Source organism: Bradyrhizobium sp. PMVTL-01 (assembly GCF_051861855.1).
Taxonomy (GTDB): Bacteria; Pseudomonadota; Alphaproteobacteria; order Rhizobiales; family Xanthobacteraceae; genus Bradyrhizobium.
Genome location: NZ_CP193982.1, coordinates 1,691,710 through 1,713,997 on the forward strand (window position 1 = coordinate 1,691,710; position 22,288 = coordinate 1,713,997).

Genomic DNA, 22,288 nt, shown 5'->3' on the forward strand with positions numbered 1-22,288 from the left:
GGCCTAGCGCATTTTAAGCCTTCCGATGAAATCCCACAGGGTGTCGAATGGTCGCGCAGTGTTACGGGGGGCATCTGCAATCATGTGAAGGTGTCGGGTCGCTTTATGTTGCGCCCGATGTGACAGAGGTGAGTTGATCGCATGCTCCCGGTTATGTTGAGGTGCACTTCACGCGATCGGAGCACTGCGTCGTTATCGATGAGCAGCGCGGCACACCGGTTGAAACGGTGTCCATATTGCGCGAATGCTTGCAACGCAACTAACCTATCGCCGGCTACGGATGTGGCTACTTTCTGCTTGCGTAGAAGATAGCCAATCGCGTCTTGTCGCTTCCATTTCACACCGGTCTCGCGAACAAGAAGTGCGAGTTTATCGTCGAGACCATGAAATATGTGGCGAAAACGTGGGCGCCTGCGCGGCGATTGACTGAGATGCTCGTCATCGAAGACAAAGAAGTACGAGAGGTTCACATTGGGGTGAGCTTAGGGTTTGTCAGCGCAAGTGATGAGCAAGCTGACCAAGGATACCTGGTTTGTACGGCGTTTCCGAGCGAGATCGTGATCCGCCCAGTGCAGGAGGGGGCCGGCCCGCCGAAGACAACGCATCCAGAATGCCGCAAGAGAAATGTTCCAGAAATCGGGAATCGGTATGAACTCTCAACAAGTCATCATCCACGTCCGCTTCGCCCCGAACGGGCGCGTGATACAAATCAGCGAGCGTCCAGCAAAGCTTACTCCGAACCAGTGGTTTGATGTCCTCAACACCCGTGCGAGCTCGGCTTATCGGCCGCTCGCTCGGGGCCGAGGGGTTTTTCGGCTGAGCCGGACTGCGGTCGATGCCTTCAAGCAGGAAGCCGCGGGGCCGGCATCAGCGAACTGATCGTCGGCGACTTGATGAGCGAGCAGATCGAATCAGTCCGACCGACGCATCATTCTGAGCGAGACCATGGGCTTTTAGCCCGATCTCGGATCGCTACTATGGGCGAGAATGCCGACATTGTTGCGACTGCGGCGAATTGGAAGACGCGCCCGTTACACATCTGGTGTGCAACTTGCTTTCGAGACTTTCGGTGCCAAGTGAGTGGTGAATGAATAATGAAATCGGGATGACGGAAGAAGACGTTGGTATCGATCAGGAAGCGGTTTCGGAGGCCAAGGTATCGATTGCTCATCTTAAGCGGCGACAACGACTATGCCGCCCTCTCATTCCGGCTGCTTTCGCAAGGCGAGTGAGAATCAGTCGTATCGATCGCCAACGGGCGTTCGTTGTTACACGTTGTGGGCGACTATGTGCTCACACCTCATCCCTCGTCCACTATCGGAGAATAGGTGTGTGAATTCAGAAAACAAAGTTGATCTTCCTCAGCTCTATAGGCATTATGTTTTCGCGTGCAACACGTGGCGTCCGCCAAGCCATCCGCACGGCAGTTGCGGCGCCTCCGGCGCGGAAGCTCTCTGGGATCGAATGGGCAACGCCATCGAAGCGCAAGGCCTCAACGATATTGGCTTCGCGACAGTGGGCTGCCTTGGCTTTTGTAACGATGGTCCCTTACTGGTTGTCTATCCCGACGGGGTCTGGTATCGCGCGACCACGCCTGAGGACGTTGACGAGATCGTCAACTCCCACCTCAAGCAGGGCAAACGTGTCGACCGCCTTGTCATGGTGCTTCAAGCGAAGCTAGGGGCGTCGCTTGCGGCCACTTGCCCTGGCGGGCGAGGATGAACGGCTTGTTCGTCCGTGAGCCGGCCGTTGGGAACTCAGATCGTCTGAGGTTAACCGGCACCTTGCGCTCAGGAGTCCGTTGACACCAGGTCATTGAGCTTGGCGCGGCGTACCGGTTCTATAAAGCCAAAACTGGAAAATGGCTCCGTTGCACCGCGCGACGAAACAGCCATATGATTATAAGCCGTGTCAAGGTTTGTGTACTGTGACTCTCGTGCGGCACGATCCGTAAGTGTCGCAGCGGGCGCAATGCTGCGAATGGGTCCCTCTCTTGCGAGCTGACGCGTCGTTGACGCGTCAGCCGGCTTCCTGTCACAGTGCGGTGAGAGTCCGAGATGCGCTCGATGAGCTCGCTGCGTCCGAGTTGATCAAACGAAGTCTCCTTTATGACCCCGTTCTCTGGTCAGAACTTGTAAGCGACGCCGCCGCTGACGAGCCATGGATCGATATTTGCGCGGCCGGTAACGCCAATCGCATTGTTTATGGTCGCCGAGTACTCCGGCCGCAGCCACAGCTTCTTCACGTCAAAGTTGAGGCCCCAGTGACGATCAAGCATGTAATCGAAGCCGAATTGGATCACAGCGCCGAATTGGTTTCTGAGGTGTAGATCGGTGACGGCAAGACCGGCGAGCGACGTGTTGGCCGCCGATTGATTGAAGAATACAGTGTAGTTGATGCCGGCGCCGAGATAAGGTTTAAGCGGCCCAAAATCGGGGAAGTGATATTGCAGGGTCAGTGTAGGCGGCAACAGCCAGGTTTTTCCGATATCGAGCCCAGTGAGCGCGCCATTGCCGCTGATGTGATGGCTAGTCACGCCGAGAATGAGTTCAGCGGCTAAGTTGTTTGTGAAGAAATAGGTGATGTCCAGCTCTGGTATGACTTGATCGCTGATCGAAAGCCCAGAACGTGGTGATGAGAGCGATGGCGTCCCGGAAACGTTGACCGAACTTCCTGCGGTATCCGGCAAAACGCCGAGCACGCGCAAGCGGATCATCCATGGGTTGCGGGGTTCAATTGGAGGCGCTTTATAGTAGACGGGCGCCGGATCCAGATCCGCACTACGTGCCGAGTTGCTGGCCAACGGGGGCGCTAGCGCGAGGACCGATGCCATCGCCAGAACTGTTCTTGCTTTCATCGAATTCTCCATTCCAAAGTCGCGCGAGATGCCGCGCAAGGTCTCTGTCACACATTGGGGCTGCCGGAGGATTTGATATCGATCAAAATGAGAGCGGCGGTTAGTGCAATCATGCCTGTAAGTTGTATTAGGATCACACCGGTGAAGCGTGGTGATCTGTTCTGATCGTTAGTGTATCCAAGAGGTCGTCTGAGCGAGGCTCTCGAAGCAGCTGCCTCTCGGCTTGGTGCTCTGATCTAATCCAAGCCACGGAAGTCATGCGTGATAAAGCCACCCCTGCGGCGAATCCTCTCATGGGTCGCTAAGGCGGACGGGCGACATTCAAGCGCAATATTGGCGATGCCTCCCTACGGAGTAGGCACCTGCGCGGGCCGTCTCAGCAGAGGCCAACTCTGTTACTGCTCGTGCAAGCCGCCAGTGGAGCACGTCATTTTTGGCATGGCAAACGCTCAGCGTTTCCTCACGTGTGCGGGCAACACGTGCGGCTCGCTTCTTGCGAGCATCCATCGAGCTCATCGTGAGCCTTGCGGCCAAGTAGCGACAGAACGAGCCCATGATCGAGTCCGGCACATCGTGCCCCGTCTACGTCAATCAGCGGTCGTCGTATCAGGAGCGGATCGCCAGCCATCAGTGCAAGTGCGTTTGCAGCATCGACAGCATCGGGGTTGACTTCGCCCGACTTGATACGAGGCGCGGCTCGGTTGAACCAGGAGCCGACGGGCATATTGCGGAAGAAGCTGCGCAATTCGTCCGCTTGCCATGGCTCTGTCAAGATGTCTTTGACGACCACGTCGTGGCCCGCGGATTGAAACGCTTGAATCTGACGCGCATTCGTGGCGCAGCCGGGCTTCTGATAGAAAATGATTGTCGCCACGGCAAACCTATGTACGCTCTGTGAGACGAACGGGTGGCACGGCGCTGCTGCATCCGGCTGCCGTGTTTGAAATGCTTGCTGATCATCTCCAATATCAGCGCACAAGGCGCCGTACCGTAGTTGCAACCGCCGCCGCGGGTACGCCAGGTTTCGAGCCCGACCGGCATGTTCATTCTCCTCAAATTGCCCCCTCTTATCAGAGGAACGGCAAGTTCCGTTCCACAACTGAGACATCGGAATAGGTGCCGTCAATTCCGTTTTCTGGCGCTGATGGTTGTGGTTTGTTCGATGTCCGACAGCCGCGCAGGTTCTGTTAGATCCAAATGGCCAACGATCACGCACCAGCTGGTTGGCTTTTGGTAACGTAATCAGAAGCTTAAGGTGCGCGGTCAAGCGTTGGCACGGCCGTTGCTAATAAGCGGCAGCAACACTGAGTGAGGGCTGAGTGCAGGCCGACGCGTAAGGCGAGCGATGCGCTCCTTCCCTTCAACCCGTGTGGCCCCCGCTTCTGCGAGAGAAACAAGCTCGCGCGAGAAGCGCGAGCTTTTGGACAATCGGTTGATGGAGAGCAACATGGCTTCACTAAGACAAATCGCGTTCTACGGGAAGGGCGGCATCGGCAAGTCCACCACTTCACAGAACACGCTGGCGGCGCTAGCCGAGCTGGGTCAGAAAATTCTGATTGTAGGGTGCGATCCGAAAGCGGACTCGACCCGCCTCATTCTGCACGCCAAGGCTCAAGACACGATTTTGAGCCTCGCCGCGAGCGCCGGCAGTGTGGAGGACCTAGAGCTCGAGGACGTAATGAAGGTCGGCTACAAAGACATTCGTTGCGTGGAGTCCGGTGGTCCAGAGCCAGGTGTCGGCTGCGCCGGCCGCGGTGTCATCACGTCGATCAATTTCCTGGAAGAGAACGGTGCCTACGAGAACATCGACTATGTCTCATACGATGTGCTTGGCGATGTCGTTTGCGGTGGCTTCGCGATGCCAATCCGCGAGAACAAGGCGCAGGAGATCTACATCGTGATGTCTGGTGAAATGATGGCGATGTATGCCGCAAACAACATTTCCAAGGGGATCTTGAAATACGCGAACTCTGGTGGGGTGCGGCTGGGCGGTCTGATCTGCAATGAGCGGCAGACCGACAAGGAACTGGAACTGGCGGAAGCGTTGGCCAAGAAGCTAGGAACTCAGCTGATCTACTTCGTGCCCCGTGACAACGTGGTGCAGCATGCAGAGCTACGCCGCATGACGGTGCTCGAGTATGCACCGGATTCCAAGCAGGCTGATCACTATCGGAAGCTCGCGGCCAAGGTTCACAATAATGGCGGCAAAGGCATCATCCCGACCCCGATCTCAATGGATGAGCTCGAGGACATGCTGATGGAGCATGGCATTATGAAGCCCGTCGATGAATCAATCATCGGCAAAACTGCCGCCGAACTCGCAGCTTCGTAAAGGTCGCGAGTCGCGGCCTTATAAAGGCGCGCGACAGATGCCGGTCTCCCTCACCATCCTCCCGGGAGACCGGCATACTGACAAACGAAGGTCGCCAAAGCCAGGGTGCGCCGTAACAATCCTTGCATTGGGAAGACCCACAGAGTTATGTCCGAGCCGCACATCTTTCCGTTCGTGGCTGCTTGTGCTGTTGATGCCAACAGCCAGTCGCATAGGGGAATTACGGCCTACCGTCTGCTCACCGGCAGGCATCCTGCAGATGCCGATATCGCCACAGATAGCAATTTCGATCGCCACGTTCTGGCGTCTATCCTAGCCGCTGCCACGATGGACGGTGGCTCCTTTCTTGAGAAGGTTGGCCTATCCGGCGTTGAACTAGCGGCCTTGCTGGAGCGGTACTTTCCCTCAACCGAGATCAAGGCCGCAGAGCAGGCTTTGCCTTTCAGGTGGGAAGACGACGAGGAGATCGCAATGGTTCGCGATCTGTTGCTCAAGCAACGCTCGACCGAAGGGGATATCGGCCGCTGGCTGGCCGCGATGATCGCGCGCCGCGCCATTGAGCCGGACCATCTCTGGGAAGCTCTGGGCTTGCGCAATCGTGGCGAACTCTCTCTGCTGCTGAGCCGGCATTTCGCGCCGCTCGCCGCGCGCAATGTCAATAATATGCGTTGGAAGCGCTTCCTCTACCGCATGCTTTGCGAGAATGAAGGGCTTGGGATGTGCACGACACCCGTGTGCACTCAATGCGACGACTTCAACATCTGCTTCGGCGAAGAAAGCGGCGAGAGCCGGATGGCCGAGCGCCGGCGCGATTTGCTGTTGCAGGCCACAGCTTGGCCGGATGTGGCCAGCGGCCAGGTATTTGAAATGCCAGGAGAGCCCGCAACCGCACCCTCACCCGAGACAGCGTCGTCGGATTTGTAGTCCTCCGGGTGAGAGGAGGACGTGGGTGACGCATTTGGATGCGAGCGGATGGCCACGTGTTCAAGGCGGCAGGATCGAGTGCTCCGCTACAATTCTCTCATCCTGATGCGCCGCAACGAACCTGTCGTAGGGAGGCGCGTTCCGTTTCATAACGCTGTCGCATTTGCGACAATCCATTGGCTGAAGAAGATCGGAAAAAGAGGCGTTAGCTTCTTCAATGGGTCGACTGTTACGACCGGCTGGCATGCTGGTTGCTGGAGTGTCGGCAGTTCAAACGATGAGGAGCTCCCGAGTGGTTGCGGCCAGCACCCCCGCCAAATCGGCTTGGTCCGATAAACCCGTGCGCCAACTCAACCGCGGTAAACGCGGCGCCGTTACGCCATGGCCAGCAGGCACGTGGCGTTGCGTTCGCCGACGAGGAGAAGCTGGCGATTGCGCGGCCGCCGGCGTGGGGCGGGGTCTCAAAGACTCCGACGGAACGCCGTGCATGAGCAACAAAGACATCGCTACCATCCGCGCCATCATCGAAGCAGATCTTCCGCTGCCATCACGGGCTGGTGCGCGGACACGGGAAGCCGGTCCCGACGTGGCGATCGAAGCAAAGGTGGTCATGATCAATACGTGATCCCAACCTGCGATATCCAGACCGCCTCCAAGCTGTGTGGTCATCAGGACTCGGTGTGGAATGGGTGAAGTAAGTACTAGGATATCGCGGGGTGCGAACATGAGGTCGCCGTCGATGATGAGAACTCCCTCCGCGCCGTCACCGATTTCTCATAGACGGATAGCCAGCGCAAAAGACGCGCGCGCGTCGCTTTAGTATTTCAGATCCGCTCAGTGTGGGCGCTGTTCAGAACTAATCCGAAGGAGAATGTTCCATGACCAACTCATCCCCAGGAGCGGGTATCCTGGATCGACTCGGCAAGGCCGCATCGGCAGAGGAGTTTTTCTTGCTGCTTGGGGTCGAGTACGACCCTAAGATCGTGAATGTCGCGCGCCTTCACATTCTAAAGCGCATGGGACAATACTTCGCCCAAGAGCAATTTACTGGTGCCGCAGAGCCGGAAATCAGAGCTCGATGCAAGGCGATGTTGGAGCAGGCCTATGCAGATTTCGTAGCATCGTCACCGATCCAGGAGCGAGTGTTCAAGGTTTTGAGGGATGCCGTCGTAGACCCTAGGAAGCCTGGGGCCTTTGTCCCTTTGAGCGAGTTGAAGTGACTGAGCATTCCACTGTAAGCGAAGTCTGCCCGAAGGGGCCGAGGCGCTCCGTTAATGCAAGCTTTCTGTTTTCGGGGGCAAGTCCCTGCGGCCATCACCCCAGCAAGGACTGTCGTATTCCCGCCCATGTCTGAATTGTTTTGTTCGTGACTACGATATCAGCAGCGGTTTGAAGTGTGGCGCAAGCCATTACTTTCCACCGACTTTCACCGTCTTTGCAACTGGTACGACACTTGCCTGATGTCCCGCTGATCCGATCATCAATGCCGACAGATGGTAGTGTCGGCAATGATTTTGAAGGAGGAGCCATGATGCTGCTGTTACTGCCTGCCGAGCCGCCCTGCGCCGTCTTATCGAGGCGCACGATCCCGGCAGGGCCCTTCGCAACGGTCTCTGACGCGGTCGCAGTTTCGTAGCGACGGTGAGATGGTGGTCAATGAATAAGTTTCCCCTTCGCGCTACTCCTATGGCGGGTACGCACAGCAGCATCCGCATCAAATCGGCTCCCGATTCCGCTCAAATTTGTCTCCATCTCATAGCGGTTAGAAACTACGCCACGAAGAGCGGTAGCATCGGCCCATACAGACTGCTGGCGCTCGAGGCGCGGCGAACGGACTCATCAACCAGGGCTGGGAGCGGCCGGTTAGAATCAGCACGGCGTCCTGGCCAGCCGCGGTGGCGCTCGTCGAACCTCGCCCGCAAGGATTCAGTTTGCAAGGTCTCTCCAAATCCGGCCGAACGGGTACGTCTATTGCGACGACGCGTATTGTTGTGCGACCGGTGTGAGCACGCAAGCGGGCATAGCAGTCAGCCACTTGCTGACCAAAAGTGAACTTCAGTTAACGCGAGCGAAAAAGCAACCCGTGGCGCGGGCGCGCCTATCGTTGAGAGGAATTTAGACTATGAGCAACGTCAGCAGAACGGCCATGCTATCGGGGGCCGGCCGCGGTGCAGCCAAAAAAGAACTGCCGGAGCACTTCAAGTCCTACAAGCACGTCTGGGTCTTCGTCGAGCTGGAGCGTGGCCAAGTGCATCCTGTTTCCTGGGAGCTCATGGGTGCGGGGCGCGGCCTTGCCGACAAGCTAAAGGTGAATCTTGCCGCCGTCGTTATCGGCCCGGAGGGGCAGCACACACGTAATGCCGCACTTGACGCCTTTTGCTATGGCGCCGATCTGGCCTATCTCGTGAGCGACAATGTTTTGTCAGATTACCGCAACGAGTCCTATACCAAAGCACTTACCGAACTCGTCAATACTTACAAGCCCGAGATATTGCTGTTGGGTGCGACGACGCTCGGTCGCGATCTCGCAGGTTCCGTGGCGACGACTCTGTCGACGGGGCTCACTGCCGACTGCACCGCGCTGGACGTGGACGCCGATGGTTCGCTTGCGGCGACGCGTCCAACCTTTGGCGGCTCGCTGCTCTGCACAATCTATACCTTGAATTATCGTCCGCAGATGGCCACGGTCCGCCCGCGGGTCATGCCGATGCCCGAACGTGTTGTGCGCGATGCCGCTCGTATTATCGTTCATCCGCTCGGCCTTCTCGAAGAAGATATAGTCACAAAAGTATTGTCGTTCCTACCCGACCGCGATGCAGAAACGTCCAATCTTGCCTATGCCGATGTCGTGGTTGCGGGCGGGCTGGGGCTGGGAACGCCTGAGAATTTTCGGTTGGTGCGCGAGCTCGCAACTCTGCTTGGCGCTGAATATGGCTGCTCGCGTCCTCTTGTGCAAAAAGGGTGGGTTACGCCTGACCGGCAAATCGGCCAGACGGGCAAGACCATCCGGCCGAAGCTCTATATTGCCGCGGGCATTTCCGGTGCGATCCAGCACCGAGTTGGCGTCGAGGGCGCGGATCTAATCGTGGCCGTCAATACCGACAAGAACGCTCCGATCTTCGACTTCGCCCACCTCGCGATCGTCAGTGATGCCATGCAATTGCTACCGGCGTTGACGGCCGCATTTCGCGCGCGGCTTTTGCCGGAGTCGCGCGCCAGGATTGCGGTCTAGAGGAGATTCTGATGATTGAAGAGAGATTCGATGCGATCGTGGTCGGAGCCGGTATGGCCGGCAACGCGGCGGCATTGACGATGGCCAAACAAGGTATGAAAGTGCTGCAGCTCGAGCGCGGCGAATATCCCGGATCGAAGAATGTGCAAGGGGCCATCCTCTATGCCGACATGGTGGAAAAGCTGGTTCCCAAGTTTCGAGAGGAGGCGCCGCTCGAACGGCACGTGATCGAACAGCGGTTCTGGATGATGGACGATCGTTCCCATGTCGGCATGCACTACCGTTCAGAGGACTTCAACGAGGAGCGGCCGAACCGCTACACGATTATACGTGCCCAGTTCGACAAATGGTTTTCTTCCAAGGTCCGGGAAGCTGGCGCGATCGTGCTGTGCGAGACGACCGTCACAGAGCTCGCGCAGGACGACCGTAAAAGGATCGTCGGTGTTCGTACAGATCGCCGAGACGGGGAAATACATGCCGACGTCGTCGTTCTGGCCGAAGGCGTCAATGGCCTGCTCGGCACGCGTGCGGGCCTGCGCGCGCGTCCGACCCCCGATACCGTTGCGCTTGCCGTGAAGGAAATGCATTTCTTACCTCGTGAGACCATTGAAGCGCGCTTCAACCTCAAGGGCGATGAAGGCGTCGTGATCGAGGCTGCCGGTACGATTTCCCGCGGCATGACTGGGATGGGTTTCATCTACGCCAACAAAGAGTGCATTTCGCTTGGCATCGGTTGTCTCGTCGCCGACTTCCAGCGGACCGGCCAAACGCCGTACGGCCTGCTCGATCAATTCAAGAGGCATCCCTCTGTGGCGCCCCTGATAGCAGGGTCGGAAGTAAAGGAATATTCGGCGCATCTCATTCCAGAAGGCGGGTACAAATCCATCCCGCAGCTTTATGGGGAAGGCTGGGTCGTAGTGGGCGATGCGGCCCAACTTAACAATGCCATTCATCGTGAGGGCTCAAATCTCGCGATGACCTCCGGCCGTATAGCCGCCGAAGCGATCGGACTGATCAAATCGCGCGGTGAACCGATGACTTCAGCAAATCTGTCAATCTACAAGAAGATGCTGGACGAAACTTTCGTCATCAAAGATCTGAAGAAGTACAAGGATTTGCCACCCCTCATGCATACCCACTCCCAAAATTTCTTTCTCACCTATCCGCAGCTCATCTCCAAGGCGATGCAGAACTTTGTGCGCGTCGATGGTACGCCCAAGGCTGAGAAGGAGAAGGCGAGCCTGAAATCCTTCGTCAAGGCGCGGTCATGGTCAGGTCTGGTCGGCGATGCTTGTCGTCTTGCCAGGGCCTGGCGCTGACCGCAACAGTGTGAAGCCCAACAATGGAACGCAAAAGCATGAATGTCGAACCCTCCGTGCGCGTCGAAGACAAGCTGTATTACAACCGTTATCTTGTCGACGTCGGCCACCCTCACGTCAGGATCCGTGCGCACAAGACGCCATCGCCGCAGCTCCTCGCACTTTTGAAGGCATGCCCGGCGCGATGCTACGAGCTCAACGACGACGGCCAAGTCGAGATAGCAGTTGACGGCTGCATCGAGTGCGGTACCTGCCGCGTGATCGCCGAGCCAAGCGGCGACATCCAATGGAGCCATCCGCGTGGCGGATATGGCGTTCTGTTCAAGTTTGGCTGACGAAGGGACGCAGGGCAGTGGTGGGACCAACGTTAGGCGTAATCTCACCGTATCCGTGGCGCGTTCACCGTCAGTTGGATCTCCGGGTATTCGAGCAAGACACGCCATGGGGACGCTGCGCAACGCATGACTTGCAAATATCACACTCGTTCGGAACCCGCAAAGGGCTGGTTGTGGCGCCACTGAGTGCGCCCCAGTGCCCTGGAGCGGATGGCAGAGGAAAGATCAGTCTCCCGCCTGAGGGGAGACAGGCCCAGCGGCCTCGATTGCGATCGCCACTGACTGTATGATCGCAGCAAAGCGCACGGCGGTTTGGATCGCTTCCGAATTGACGCCCACGGCTCTCAGTGTCTTCTCATGGGCATCGATGCAGACACCGCAGCCGTTTATGGAGGAGACAGCAAGCGACCACAACTCAAAATCGGCCTTGTCCACGCCGGGATTGGCGCTCACGTCCATACGCAGCCGCGGCGGCATCGTCTTGTATTCCGGGTTGGAAGCGAGGTGAGCGAAGCGGTAGTAGACGTTGTTCATCACCCCTAGAGCCGCCGCGGCTTTCGCTGCAGCGATCGCTACAGATGTCATCACGGCGGCGGCTGCCGATTCGACCGCGGCAATCAGAACTGAATTGCGGGTGGCAATGGCGCTCGCCAGCAGCACCCCGTATTTTCGTTGCGGCGAAAGCGTGTCATCGGCCACCAAGGAGGTCAAGTTAAGCCTGACATCCTCCGCGAAGTCGGGAATCCTCTCGTATATTTGTTCGATCGACGACATGCGACGTCAAGCAACTTTCAATGTTTCGCCGCCGATTTCGCGGTTGCAGGGACAGAGCTGGTCGGTTTGCAGTGCGTCCAGAACGCGGAGTGTGTCCTTAGGACTGCGCCCGACGCTGAGATTCGTCGCATAGACGTGCTGGATCGTGTTTTGGGGGTCAACAATAAAGGTGTAACGATAGGCAACCCCTTCGGGTGAACGCACACCAAGACCATCGACGAGTATTCCCTTTGTGTCGGCAAACTGCCAGATTGGTAGATTATGCAGGTCGACATGTGAGCGCCGCCAAGCGAGCTTGCAGAACTCGTTGTCAGTCGAACCACCCAGTACAACCGCATCGCGGTCAGCGAATTCCTTAGAAAGGCGGGCAAACTCAGCGATCTCCGTCGGGCAGACGAAGGTAAAGTCCTTGGGATAGAAGAAGATGATCTTCCATTTTTCCGGAAAGCTCATTTCGGTCAGCGTCTCAAATGCACTCTGTCCTTCTTCTTCCTGCGCTTGAAAACCGGGCTTCACGCCCGTGATTTCGAAGGGCGGCAACTGACTTCCAATTCCGAGCATGCTGTCCTCACACATTTTGCTTTTTTGGATCGTGACCTCACTGCTGGAGCAAACTATATGCCACCCCTTCCTAGGACGGGAATGGGCGCAACAAGACAAACCCAGCGGCTTGGTTTCAGGCATGCTCGCGCGCTTGGTGCCTCGATCCCGCTAAGCTGGCGGTCATCTGGAGCACCTGCGCTCGCACACAACGTGTTGGGGCCACCCTAAGAAACACCCCTCTACGCCAGCAGACGAATGCCTACGATCGCGGTGCCTTTGAGCTCGACAGTACGCGAGCGCAGGCTGGGCGGTTGGCGCGAACACGGCAGCCAGTCCTGAACCGTAGCAATCTCGTTCTCGACCGGCGGGCACGGCAGAGGCGACTAGGGGTTGACGTCGGCTTGGGCTATTTAGCGGACGAGCCGTTGAACTGCGACGTCTCGCCATTGAAGGCCAACAGTTGGCGCGTTCGCAAGGGATCAAGGCGGGCAGGAGCCGACACCCGAGCTAAGGCGGCTGCCGGAGATGGCCAACGAGTCCGATGGACGATATCCGAGCCGACGTACTCGGCAGCCTCAATGTCACCTTCAAGTGGTCCGGTATGGTCCTGACCAATAACCGTAGCTGCCGCGCGCCGCCGCTTGGGATATGAACCCTGCTGCTGAAATAGTCGACGATCACAAGGCACCAGCGTGCCAAGTTTCACGGTGAGGCTCGCCAGCCGGCAAGGCATGTTTCCGGAACGTCCGTTAGCCGCGGGTTATCGGGACGAATTCGGCGCGTAGGCGCCTGCCAGCTGCTTCTCGTTGTTTGGCGAATCCTCGATCTCGAGGCTCGGCTGCCGAGTGGTTGGGAATTCTAGATCTTGTTCCGTCGCAACGTCGATTGCGAGCATAATGTTCGTGCCATTTGCTTGCCTCGAGTGTCGCCGCTCCTGCGGCCGACGCCTACGCTTTGGCTGCGCGACATCGTGAGCCAATCCGGCCAGTAGCCTATCGACATCGTCTTTTGGAAGGTAGAGAACTGCGCAGGAAGCTATTCGGATCTACTTCATCTAGATCACGGCCGTGGTCTTGTTGGCGTCTCTCTCGCATCCGGGCATACCTGTCTCGAAGGTGCTCGTGCGGATGCGGCGGGTGTTGCAAGCAACCGGTCGGCAGCCCGAGCGGAACGGCGCGCGCGACCTCCGCGAATACTTCCGCTCCAATGCTGAGCCGTAGCACATCAAAGGAGCGGCGCGTAATGCGCGCCAAAAGCGGTACGCTAGAACGGCCGGTTCCAAGGATGAGAACCAAGGTGACCTCAGCCTCGCCGTGCGGCAGGGAGGCTGTTATGCGTGCTCGAAATGCATTGAGGATAGAGCTTGCGCGCGGACGTTCGCACGCAATGCTGACGTCGTCGGCAGCGATGCGCAGCCGCAGCTGTGCGCCCGGTCTAAGCGGCACTCCAGGTATGAGAAAGCGCGCAGCCTTGATGCGGAGCATGATCAGCCCATAGCGCCCGTCATAACCGCCGACCACCGTATCAAGACAGACTGCCGCTTCGCCGCGCTTGGCAAGCGCCGGATCGCCCTGAACGACATTGAGCGGACCGGCCGCAGTCACGGCGCCATCTTTCATTATGACGAGCTGATCGGCAATACGCTCGATATCAGCGATGTCATGGCTGATGTAAATCAATGGCAATGGAAGCGTTTGCCGCATGCGCTCAAGAAATGGCAGGATCTCGTATTTGGCGGCGCGGTCGCGCACAAGAAGCGGATCGTCCAGCAAGAGTAGCCGAGGCTGGCCTAAAAGCGCGCTGCCAAGGGCGAGTCGCTGTCGCTCGATCCCGGAAAGATGTGATGGCGAACGCTCGAGCAGCGGGGCCAGGGCGAGCAATTCGACCACACCATCAAAATCGATCAGTGTCGGTTCCGATTTTGAGGCGTTGTATAAAAGGGTGCGTCGTACAGACAATTGAGAGGAGAGAATTGGTGGCTGGAAGACATATGCGACGCGGCGCATATGAGGTGGTCGAAACGTCGTCTCATCCTGCCAAATCTCCCCATCAATCGCACAGAATCCATTTGGTAGGCGCTGCACGCCAGCGATGCAGCGCGCGAGTGTAGTTTTACCGCACCCGGGGGGACCAAAAATCGCTGTGACGCCTTTGGCGGGTAGGCTGAATTGCGCATCCAGCGGAATGCTTGCGGGAGAGCCGTTGAAGGCAACTTCAATATAGCCCTTTTTGGCTTCTCTGATGAACCTACGCATGTGCTGTATCTTCTCATCTGTGTCACGATCCCGGTGGCTGCAATGGAGGTGGTCGCCATGCCTCCGACGATCCATTCTATTCCGCTGCAGCAGGGTGTTTTCAGCTCGCCTGAGGGCCATAAGGTGCGAGGGCGGACCGTAGATCGGTGACAAGACCTCAGTCTTATTGGCCATCTCCGAGCCGCTAGGCTCGTGGCAATCGGACGCTGTGCGCTGCCCATTGAGAGGTAAGCAGCTTTCCAGCCGCGCGAGGTTGTCAGTCTCGTTGGCGGGCCGAGGGCTTCTGCTGAATGTTCGAATGGCGCGGCTTGAGCGGTGTGCCGGTAAAGATGTCGGATCACGCCAGGGCTGAACACCGGCTTCGGGACGGAAATCGGCCTCAAGCATCCCAGAGTTTCGCGAGCCGATTTGAAGTTTGCGCCGGTCCGCATGATAATTGCGGCCTTTGCACTCTCAGGTGCGAGCAGCATCAAAGCCAAATCAATCAGAATGAATCGAATAAGCCTCATTGGAACCCCGGTCCGCCGGCACCGCTTCCTTCGCGGCGACTGGCTGATCCTCACCCAGCAATCGGTGTGCCGTTTCAAGGAATATCTGGGCGGTTAGTGGCAAGCCAGGCTTTGTATCGGTCTCCACTCAGCGTCTCAAATCGTTGCATCTTATCGTAAGACTTTGGACGTTCGCGTCACCAACCGCACATGTAGGAGCTACGAGATGCCACCCGAATGATACGATGCCTCTCGCAGAGGGCATGATGCTTGGCGAATATGCGTCCGTATACTCGTCAGTGATGCACAAGCCCATGCCATCCGATTGGTGTATCTCCCCATCTGAGCAGAGGAGACGGATGGCGATCCGTCGTTTGGGAAAAGGGCTGATATGAGATGATATGCGGTGCCTGCGCGCTTAAAGCGCTTGAATCGACCGTAGCGTCAGGTTGTAGGCATTGCGGCGCAGAACGCCATATCGGGAGCCAACATCGGCACACAAGCGCTAAATGGCAGATCTCTGTTGCATCCCGGTCTTCGCAATGCGTGTTGCGAAAGATGATTTTGGCGCCCTAGTCATTGCGTCGGTCCGCACAGCGAGCCAGTGGCTGCGGAGGCGCTCCAATCCGGTAAACGGATCCCCCTCGCGGGGCAAAGAAAATAGTGAAGCATATGCGGATTAAGAGAGGTGTGGTGAAACAAGCGCGACTAATGGGCTGGACTTGCAACGCGCATCGCTGTGCAGCCGCCCTCGCTGCGATCGCGATCGCAGCGACGTGGTGCACAGCATACGCTCGAGCGCGAGATCGTCGCGCCGAGGACGTTTTGGTGTCGTGCAAACCAGACGTGATCCGCTTCTGTGACCGCTTTACAGGCCGCAGCGATGTTGACGTGGCCATTTTTTGTCTTAAGGACAACTTCAAAAACTTGCGCCGCGAATGCCGACGCATGATGCCAACTCCCGCGGACGGAAACGAAGGACCGAGAGAATCTCTGAATAGGCGTCCCGTGGGCCTTCATCGAGAGTGAGGGGCGGCAGTTGCGAGCTCGAACGCTAGGGAGATGCTCAAACTGACTAGCGCTGGGGGGTGGCCAGCGTGGTGGCAAGGCGATCGGGCTGGAGCATCAGCCTGCCGAGGTACAGCTTCAACTGTCTGAGGACTGATCCGTGAATCGATTGGCCTCGATCAGCGATGAGTGCGCCCACCCGTGTTACGTGCGCCCCTAATTTCGATTTCGTACTGCAGCATTTGTGCTTTATTCAGCGCTGCCGCATTCGGCGACTTCGAGGCATTCGTCAGAGGGCTGTCGGTTCGCTGTAAGTGTCCGGCGGACAATCTGCGTTGTAGAGATGATGGGCCGGACACATGCGGGAACTCTGTACTACTCACCAATCGATGGTGTCGTGGTCGGCACTAGGTGTTTTAGGGAGGTGGCGAAGTCGCTTGTGACAGGTAGAAGACCATCCCGGTTTTTCTTACATTTCCCAGCTGGCGATTAACCTTCGGCTGGTCCGCCGGCCTGAAGGCAACAGATTGAGCTAGAAAACTCTTTTGTTAGCCGCTGATCGACTTGTCGAAGGTAACGCTTGATGTCATCGCGGCGTTCTCGATGACCGCTTCAGGGGAATCGCTTCGCCCGGTGGTGCTCTCGACCGAATACACTGTTGACCCCAAGGTCAAAGGAAACGCCGTCGACAAGAGTCCTTCAAAGACAGAAAGCTGTTCAAGTAGCCGCTTCTCAACGAGCTTGCGCTCCGCGCTAGGAAGGCCAGCACTAAGTAACCGACGGCAGCGCCAGATTTCGTTTCGCAGCCATCTGATCTCACTGAGTGTATCATCAATCGAAGTCATACAGATGTTCGTCCCTGGAGTATCAAGCATGGCAATCGTCGTCGAGCGGCCGTCCCTCGGCTTTGCGTTCCGATTAGTTGAGCCGAGGACTTGCGATTTCCCGCGCCGTTCTTCCTGACGCGAGCAGTTCGATGTATGCAACTCTTGCCAATCAATATCACCCTACACTGCTCGCGTGACGATAAACCGCGGCAGATCATCGCCTTTTCACGGCGCCGCGATACGTGTGTCCTGCACAATTCCAGCGCTCTACAGGATTGGTGTGGCCGGAGAGTAGTTAAATAGATCCGCGCTGCTACGGGCATTCGCAATCGCCGATGTGGTCGCCAAACTACAGAATTGAACAAAAATCAGAGACTAAGTTCTTGCGCCAGGCGGAGAATGACGGTGGGGCTAGCTCGCCCCAAGCCACAGCAAGTTGCCGGCGTAAGGGCGCCGCTGCCGTCGTGCCTGCACGCAGCACCAGGCGGTCTAGCTCGAACTGATTCGTCTGCGCAGGACCGAGCTTAACGTTGAGAAATCGAGGTGGCCATCAGTCTTCTTCGTTGCTCCGGTGTCCGTCAGCTTAACGACACCTAGCTTCCATATCATGAACATCGCTACTCGCTCTCAGGCTCGGCTCAAAAGGCTCAAATCTCGGAGGCGAGACCGGGGTGGACTCCGATATCAGCCGATCCACGGGCGAGATGTCGCCGGCTGCACCGCCTGCACTTGCTCGGTGGCACTTGCAGAAGCCTAGTCGCGCCGGTCGTGCGGGAGGGCCGGATTGAGGGATCACACCTCGTTTCGATCGGCCGGTGGAGTGCCAGCGATAGTGGGGGAGTACCAGTCTAAGATGCGCCGCCCCGGCGCGTTCGCTCCATTTTGCTACCTAAGAAACCAAATCGATGAACCCAGAACAGCTCGGCGCAGGTACTCCTTCCGCAACTTCCGATTCCGAAAGCTCCCAACCGGGCTCTCCGGCCGCGTCGCAGTGGGGAGAGGCCTTGAGGGACGTGCACGCGTCCGCTGCCGAGGCGGCTCCCTGGCAGGAGGAGGTGCTGGCCGACTGGGCTGCCGAAGACGGGCAGGGGCAACATGAGGATCGGCAACAGGCGATAAGTCGAACGAGGGCTTGGCGGGGCACGGGTGATCTCGATGAGCCTCTAGGTCTCTCGTCTCTATCCCTGACTGCGTTATCTGCGCCCATTCTGGCCGGCGTGCGCCGCCTGAATGTCGACAACAATCAGCTGGCAAGCCTGCCCGAACAACTTCCAGCAACGCTTCAGGACTTGGACGCCAGCCGTAACCGCCTGACCCACCTACCCCGGCTCCCGGCCGGGCTCGAGTTTCTGAACGTCGACTACAATCAGTTGACGGAGCTGCCCGAACCTCTTCCGGCCGGGCTGGAATGGCTTAGCGCCAGCCACAATCGGCTGACCAACCTGCCTGAGACCGTCCCGCACCAGCTGATATGGCTCGGCGCCAGCAACAATCAGCTGACCAGCGTACCCGAGACCCTGCTGACGCGCCTAAGTGGTGAGTCGAGCGTTGATCTGGAGAATAATCCGCTCGCCGATCGGGTGCAGGTCGGTCTGGCAACAGCGATGCACGCCGGACACTATGCCGGCCCTCAGGTTTTCTTCTCGACCACGAATCGAGCGTTGGAGGTTGCGGCGCGATCCCTGCAAGAGGTTGCCGCGGACTGGCTCGAGGGCGAGCCCACGGTAGTGGCCGCTTGGCAACACTTCGCCCATGAGCCGGGGGCCGCGGACTATGCACGTTTCCTTGACAGGCTCCGGGGCACCGTGAACTACCATCATGAGACGTTCCGCCAGGCGGTTTCCGAAGGTCTGCGGCAGGCAGCCGTCAGGCCGCGTTTGCGCGAGCAGTATTTCGAGTTGGCTTCAGGAGCGAACGCGAGCTGCGAAGATCGCATTACTTTGGTCTGGAACGGCATGCAGACAGCGCGCCTGAACGCTGATGTGGAGGACGGCGTCTATGACGGGCGCGTCGGCGAATTGCTTCAAAACGGCCGCGTCATGTTTCGCTTGGAAGCGCTTGATGGGATCGCGCGCGAGAGGGTCAACTCGCTTCGTCGTGCCGATCCCGGCGCGGACGTCGATGAAATCGAGGTCTACCTTGCCTACCAGACCCAGCTGCGGGACGCGCTGGAGCTGAGGCACATCGCTCCCGACATGCGCTTCATGAACGTTTCTCACGTGACCGAGGAGGATGTGGCGAGGGCCGAGGCATCGGTGCGGGAGAAGGAAGCGGCGGAATTTCCGGACTATTTGGCAGCGCGCTGGCAACCATGGGAAAGTGCGGTGAGGCGCATCGCGCCCCAAGTCTATACTGAAATGCAGGAGCGGCTCGTCGACGCCATGGGCGTACAGTTTGAAACCCGCTTGAATGGGCGACTGGCCGAGCATGGCCTGACAGGCGATGCCGATGCCGAGCGGGTCCTCGGCGCAGAGATACGAAACGAGATCGCCCGGGAGATCAAAAGTGCGGTCTTGCATCAGGTGCTCGGGAAACTCGACCTTGAGCTATGAGCGCCCTCCGAAGGAAGGCCCCGCCGATCCGCCTAACCGATCACAACGTCAAGAGAGTCATCGATTCCTTCGACGACGTGCTCTTTGAAGAGGCATTCGCGAATGAGCCACCGTCAATTGCCCCTCGTGCTGTCCTTCGGGACGATTACGGTAAGGATGGAGATCCAAGCGAAGAGTCGCATACAAAACTCCATGCGTTCGCGTTGCGAACGCCATCAAAGTCAGGGATCAACGACCATTCAGAGCCCGGGCGAATAGATGGCGATCAGGCCGAACTCTCAAGTGGATCTTGTGCAACGTAGGCCATCGACATCCGTCCACCGCGGTCGATCGGACTTTCGCAGCGTCACACTCGAATCCAGATCGCGAAACATGCTGTAGTTCCGTCGGATCCATTGATGCAGCTCGGTGGACCAGTCCTTCTCGTTGCGCAGATATCCAGTGAAGGAAAAGCTAAGCCGGTCTATATACCTTTTTAGGAACAGCGGAAGTGCGGAAATGCGAATCACCCGCTCGCTATCCATCGCCTCAGGTAATCCGCCGCGCAGTACAAATTCATTGTGGACGGTGATCAGCGACGTCGGCGGAATTCGTCGCCGCAGCATGTCATAAGCGCGAAGGGAGATACGGTCTGCGGCTGCGACGAAGAGGATGATAGGGGCGACATAGCAGCGCGCCGTCTCCTTCATGAAGCCAATCTCCTCGCACATTTTGAAGAATTCGTCGAAGGCGTGAAAGCCGAGGTCAATTACCTTGGCTACACGATCGTGGATGATAAGAGGGTCCATCAGCTGCATCTTGCCGTAAGTGTCGATCACATCCGCGGTCTCCGTGATGTTGGGGAGGTAGTCGAGCAATGACGGATCTTTCAAGTTGACATCAAACGACAATGCTGTGCCGTTTTTCAGCAGCAAGAATTCGCTCATGGCCCGAGCGATGAGGGTTTTACCGACCTGCGGGCTAGGAGAGCAGATGATGTAGATGGGGGTTGCTAACATAGCCAGCAGATCAATTTCGTTCCGTACGTGGGCCCGACCTGAGCTCGCCAGATATGCGACTACTTCTCGCCGGCCCGGGTGGCGGACTTGGCTCCGGCCAACTCCGTCAAGTTGATTCGGTCAAATTCGCTCCAGACATTTGCCAGCCAGTGCCGGACATAGCCGCGCAGCACGAAGGAGTTGTTCGCGGGTTCATCGTTCCGTGCTTTGTTTGCGACGAAGTCTATGAATGGGACGGATGCGATCTCCACCTGCTCATAGGCCATCTCGTTAAGCTTCGGTATGGTCAACTCAGTCGCATGTTTGATGCGGTGAAAATAGGAATTGTAAGTCGCTTGGTCCCACTGGAAGAATTGAGTGTCGTTAATGAAGTTCTTGACCAGGTAGTACTTTGCGCCGCTCATGAAAGTCGCGGTTTCCGCGATCTCGTCTAGCGACGCGATGGATGATCCAAGGATGTGGAACACGGCAAATGTGATCTGGCCAGACCGTGCCGAGTCCAGAAAGCCGATGTCGCGCAAGGAAGCCAGCGCAGACGACAGTAGGCCTGCGCGAGCATCGATGACAGTGACGGACAGCCCTGAATTCAAGGTATCGAAGATCTTCATCTGGTCCGTGGTCGTCGTCATGTCGACGATCTCAGTAATCCCAGGATAAAAGCGCTTCAGCGTTCCCCGAGGCCACTCTGTGTCGAATGCGCGTGTTTGCACGTTGTTCACGCTGAAGTAGTCCAGTAGCGTTCGTGATACGGTCGTCTTCCCGACTCCTCCCTTGTCCGCACCGACCACAATTACCACGGGCTTTACCATAGAAACGTCTCCTGTGACTCTCGCTATCGCCGCGCGCGAAGTGCGCAATCGGCGGGTCTCTGCTTTGGTTGAGAACATGGCGGAAAGAAGGGGCAATGAATCTTCGATGCGAGAGTTCTGCAACTGATAGACGTTTTCAACATCAAGCGAGTAACGTCGTGTGGTGATGCGAGCCGGGGAATGGAGCAATCACCTGTAGCGGTGATTTACGTGAGGTTTGTGGGCGGCTGGAATGCGGGGGGCAAGAATCAACTTTCTGCCGGGTGATCGTTGCATTGCCATAGGTGAGCGATGGAAGCCGTCGCTACCACCATCCAATTTTCATGAAGCGAACGAGTCATACGTTGCGTCAGATTGCGAGCTAAATGAGAGCGAAAATCAAGCGATGCTATGCGGCCCGACTATGGATTGGCCGACCATCAAAGGTCTGCTGGATCAGATCGTCTTCTATTCGGACGAGAGCGAATTGGCTGCCTAATTCCCGAGAGTTGACCCTGAACGACCGAGCTCTCACTCTGCTGAAGAATGTCGGTATATGCGAACGCTGAAGCGCGTTGGTGATGCAATAGCAGGCATGCATCTGTTCGGTCTGCAGCGAGATTATCGCTGTCACTGAGACCAAGATCGAAGGGAGAGCTGACCGCTGGCCGACGGTAGGCACCGGTGGGGAGCGATATCGGACGCCCGTTAAAAGAAGCCGACGTCGGATGATCGGAACCGGCGATCTTGTCTTGGACAGAGATTTCGCCGAGCTACGTACTATCGGGCGACAAGGATTCTTAGTGGAATGAACGATAGCCTGGCGGGTGTGCACTCTCGTTGGGCGCTTCCTTGGGGCGGAAGACATTGTACGCTAGGGTTTTAAGGCGCCCACTCTGACCACCCTTCGATATGTTAGGCAGGTCCGCCTGAAATCGGTTGCGAGCTGCGCGTCAAGTTCTCTCTCTTCTGATCGATCGCGCTTGACGTAATTGATTTGCAAATTCCGGCTCGGCCTAAAGCTACGTCATGGTCAACTTCGTATAGAATAACAAC

At 57.6% G+C, this 22,288-nt stretch carries 17 protein-coding genes; 9 read left to right on the plus strand and 8 right to left on the minus strand.

Annotation, left to right across the window (positions count from 1 at the left end):
* Window positions 1–1,332: 1,332 nt before the first annotated feature.
* The gene (locus ACRQ5Q_RS07930; protein WP_439396895.1) at window positions 1,333–1,722 is read left to right on the plus strand and encodes a (2Fe-2S) ferredoxin domain-containing protein; all 390 of its coding nucleotides are present in this window, start codon (window positions 1,333–1,335) and stop codon (window positions 1,720–1,722) included.
* A 403-nt stretch (window positions 1,723–2,125) separates the two neighbouring features.
* Here the strand turns inward: ACRQ5Q_RS07930 and ACRQ5Q_RS07935 are convergent, their stop codons facing one another.
* Window positions 2,126–2,857 carry an OmpW/AlkL family protein gene (locus ACRQ5Q_RS07935; protein WP_439396897.1) on the minus strand — a complete coding sequence of 244 codons (732 nt, stop codon included), beginning with the start codon at window positions 2,855–2,857 and terminating at the stop codon, window positions 2,126–2,128.
* Between the two features lie 460 nt (window positions 2,858–3,317).
* Window positions 3,318–3,731, minus strand: coding sequence for an ArsC/Spx/MgsR family protein (locus ACRQ5Q_RS07940; RefSeq protein ID WP_439396898.1), 414 nt, complete (start codon window positions 3,729–3,731; stop codon window positions 3,318–3,320).
* Window positions 3,732–4,304: 573 nt separating this feature from the next.
* On the opposite strand from ACRQ5Q_RS07940, the gene nifH reads away from it, so the two are divergent.
* The 7 genes from nifH to ACRQ5Q_RS07975 all read left to right on the plus strand — a co-directional run bounded on the left by nifH (window position 4,305) and on the right by ACRQ5Q_RS07975 (window position 10,999).
* Window positions 4,305–5,189 (plus strand): nitrogenase iron protein, encoded by an 885-nt coding sequence (gene nifH / locus ACRQ5Q_RS07945; protein ID WP_128948000.1) that lies wholly within the window; start codon window positions 4,305–4,307, stop codon window positions 5,187–5,189.
* A gap of 147 nt (window positions 5,190–5,336) precedes the next feature.
* The gene (locus ACRQ5Q_RS07950) at window positions 5,337–6,113 is read left to right on the plus strand and encodes a nitrogen fixation protein NifQ (protein WP_439396900.1); all 777 of its coding nucleotides are present in this window, start codon (window positions 5,337–5,339) and stop codon (window positions 6,111–6,113) included.
* A 487-nt stretch (window positions 6,114–6,600) separates the two neighbouring features.
* On the plus strand, window positions 6,601–6,738 hold the full coding sequence (locus tag ACRQ5Q_RS07955) for a hypothetical protein (RefSeq protein ID WP_439396902.1): 138 nt from the start codon (window positions 6,601–6,603) through the stop codon (window positions 6,736–6,738).
* A gap of 253 nt (window positions 6,739–6,991) precedes the next feature.
* The gene (nifW, locus tag ACRQ5Q_RS07960) at window positions 6,992–7,333 is read left to right on the plus strand and encodes a nitrogenase stabilizing/protective protein NifW (protein ID WP_439396904.1); all 342 of its coding nucleotides are present in this window, start codon (window positions 6,992–6,994) and stop codon (window positions 7,331–7,333) included.
* Window positions 7,334–8,235: 902 nt separating this feature from the next.
* Window positions 8,236–9,345 (plus strand): electron transfer flavoprotein subunit alpha/FixB family protein, encoded by a 1,110-nt coding sequence (locus ACRQ5Q_RS07965; protein WP_439396906.1) that lies wholly within the window; start codon window positions 8,236–8,238, stop codon window positions 9,343–9,345.
* A gap of 11 nt (window positions 9,346–9,356) precedes the next feature.
* Entirely contained in the window at window positions 9,357–10,664 is a 1,308-nt protein-coding gene (locus tag ACRQ5Q_RS07970; protein WP_439396908.1) for an FAD-dependent oxidoreductase, read from the plus strand.
* 38 nt (window positions 10,665–10,702) lie between these two features.
* The gene (locus ACRQ5Q_RS07975) at window positions 10,703–10,999 is read left to right on the plus strand and encodes a ferredoxin family protein (RefSeq protein WP_439396909.1); all 297 of its coding nucleotides are present in this window, start codon (window positions 10,703–10,705) and stop codon (window positions 10,997–10,999) included.
* 225 nt (window positions 11,000–11,224) lie between these two features.
* Here ACRQ5Q_RS07975 and ACRQ5Q_RS07980 read toward each other — a convergent pair whose 3' ends face one another.
* The 4 genes from ACRQ5Q_RS07980 to ACRQ5Q_RS07995 form a co-directional block, all read right to left on the minus strand.
* Window positions 11,225–11,773, minus strand: a complete 549-nt coding sequence (locus tag ACRQ5Q_RS07980; protein ID WP_439396911.1) for a carboxymuconolactone decarboxylase family protein — start codon at window positions 11,771–11,773, stop codon at window positions 11,225–11,227.
* 6 nt (window positions 11,774–11,779) lie between these two features.
* Window positions 11,780–12,334, minus strand: a complete 555-nt coding sequence (locus ACRQ5Q_RS07985) for a peroxiredoxin (protein WP_439396913.1) — start codon at window positions 12,332–12,334, stop codon at window positions 11,780–11,782.
* Between the two features lie 974 nt (window positions 12,335–13,308).
* Complete coding sequence (gene modC, locus ACRQ5Q_RS07990) at window positions 13,309–14,571, minus strand: molybdenum ABC transporter ATP-binding protein (RefSeq protein WP_439396915.1); 1,263 nt, start codon at window positions 14,569–14,571, stop codon at window positions 13,309–13,311.
* Between the two features lie 2,044 nt (window positions 14,572–16,615).
* Window positions 16,616–16,912: a hypothetical protein gene (locus ACRQ5Q_RS07995; RefSeq protein ID WP_439396916.1), complete on the minus strand. Its 297-nt coding sequence runs from the start codon at window positions 16,910–16,912 to the stop codon at window positions 16,616–16,618.
* A gap of 887 nt (window positions 16,913–17,799) precedes the next feature.
* Here ACRQ5Q_RS07995 and ACRQ5Q_RS08000 point away from each other — a divergent pair.
* The gene (locus ACRQ5Q_RS08000; protein WP_439396918.1) at window positions 17,800–19,446 is read left to right on the plus strand and encodes an NEL-type E3 ubiquitin ligase domain-containing protein; all 1,647 of its coding nucleotides are present in this window, start codon (window positions 17,800–17,802) and stop codon (window positions 19,444–19,446) included.
* Window positions 19,447–19,724: 278 nt separating this feature from the next.
* On the opposite strand, the gene ACRQ5Q_RS08005 is transcribed toward ACRQ5Q_RS08000, so the two are convergent.
* Both ACRQ5Q_RS08005 and ACRQ5Q_RS08010 read right to left on the minus strand, forming a co-directional pair.
* Window positions 19,725–20,444, minus strand: coding sequence for a hypothetical protein (locus ACRQ5Q_RS08005; protein WP_439396920.1), 720 nt, complete (start codon window positions 20,442–20,444; stop codon window positions 19,725–19,727).
* Between the two features lie 59 nt (window positions 20,445–20,503).
* Entirely contained in the window at window positions 20,504–21,253 is a 750-nt protein-coding gene (locus ACRQ5Q_RS08010) for a hypothetical protein (RefSeq protein WP_439396922.1), read from the minus strand.
* Window positions 21,254–22,288: the final 1,035 nt, after the last annotated feature.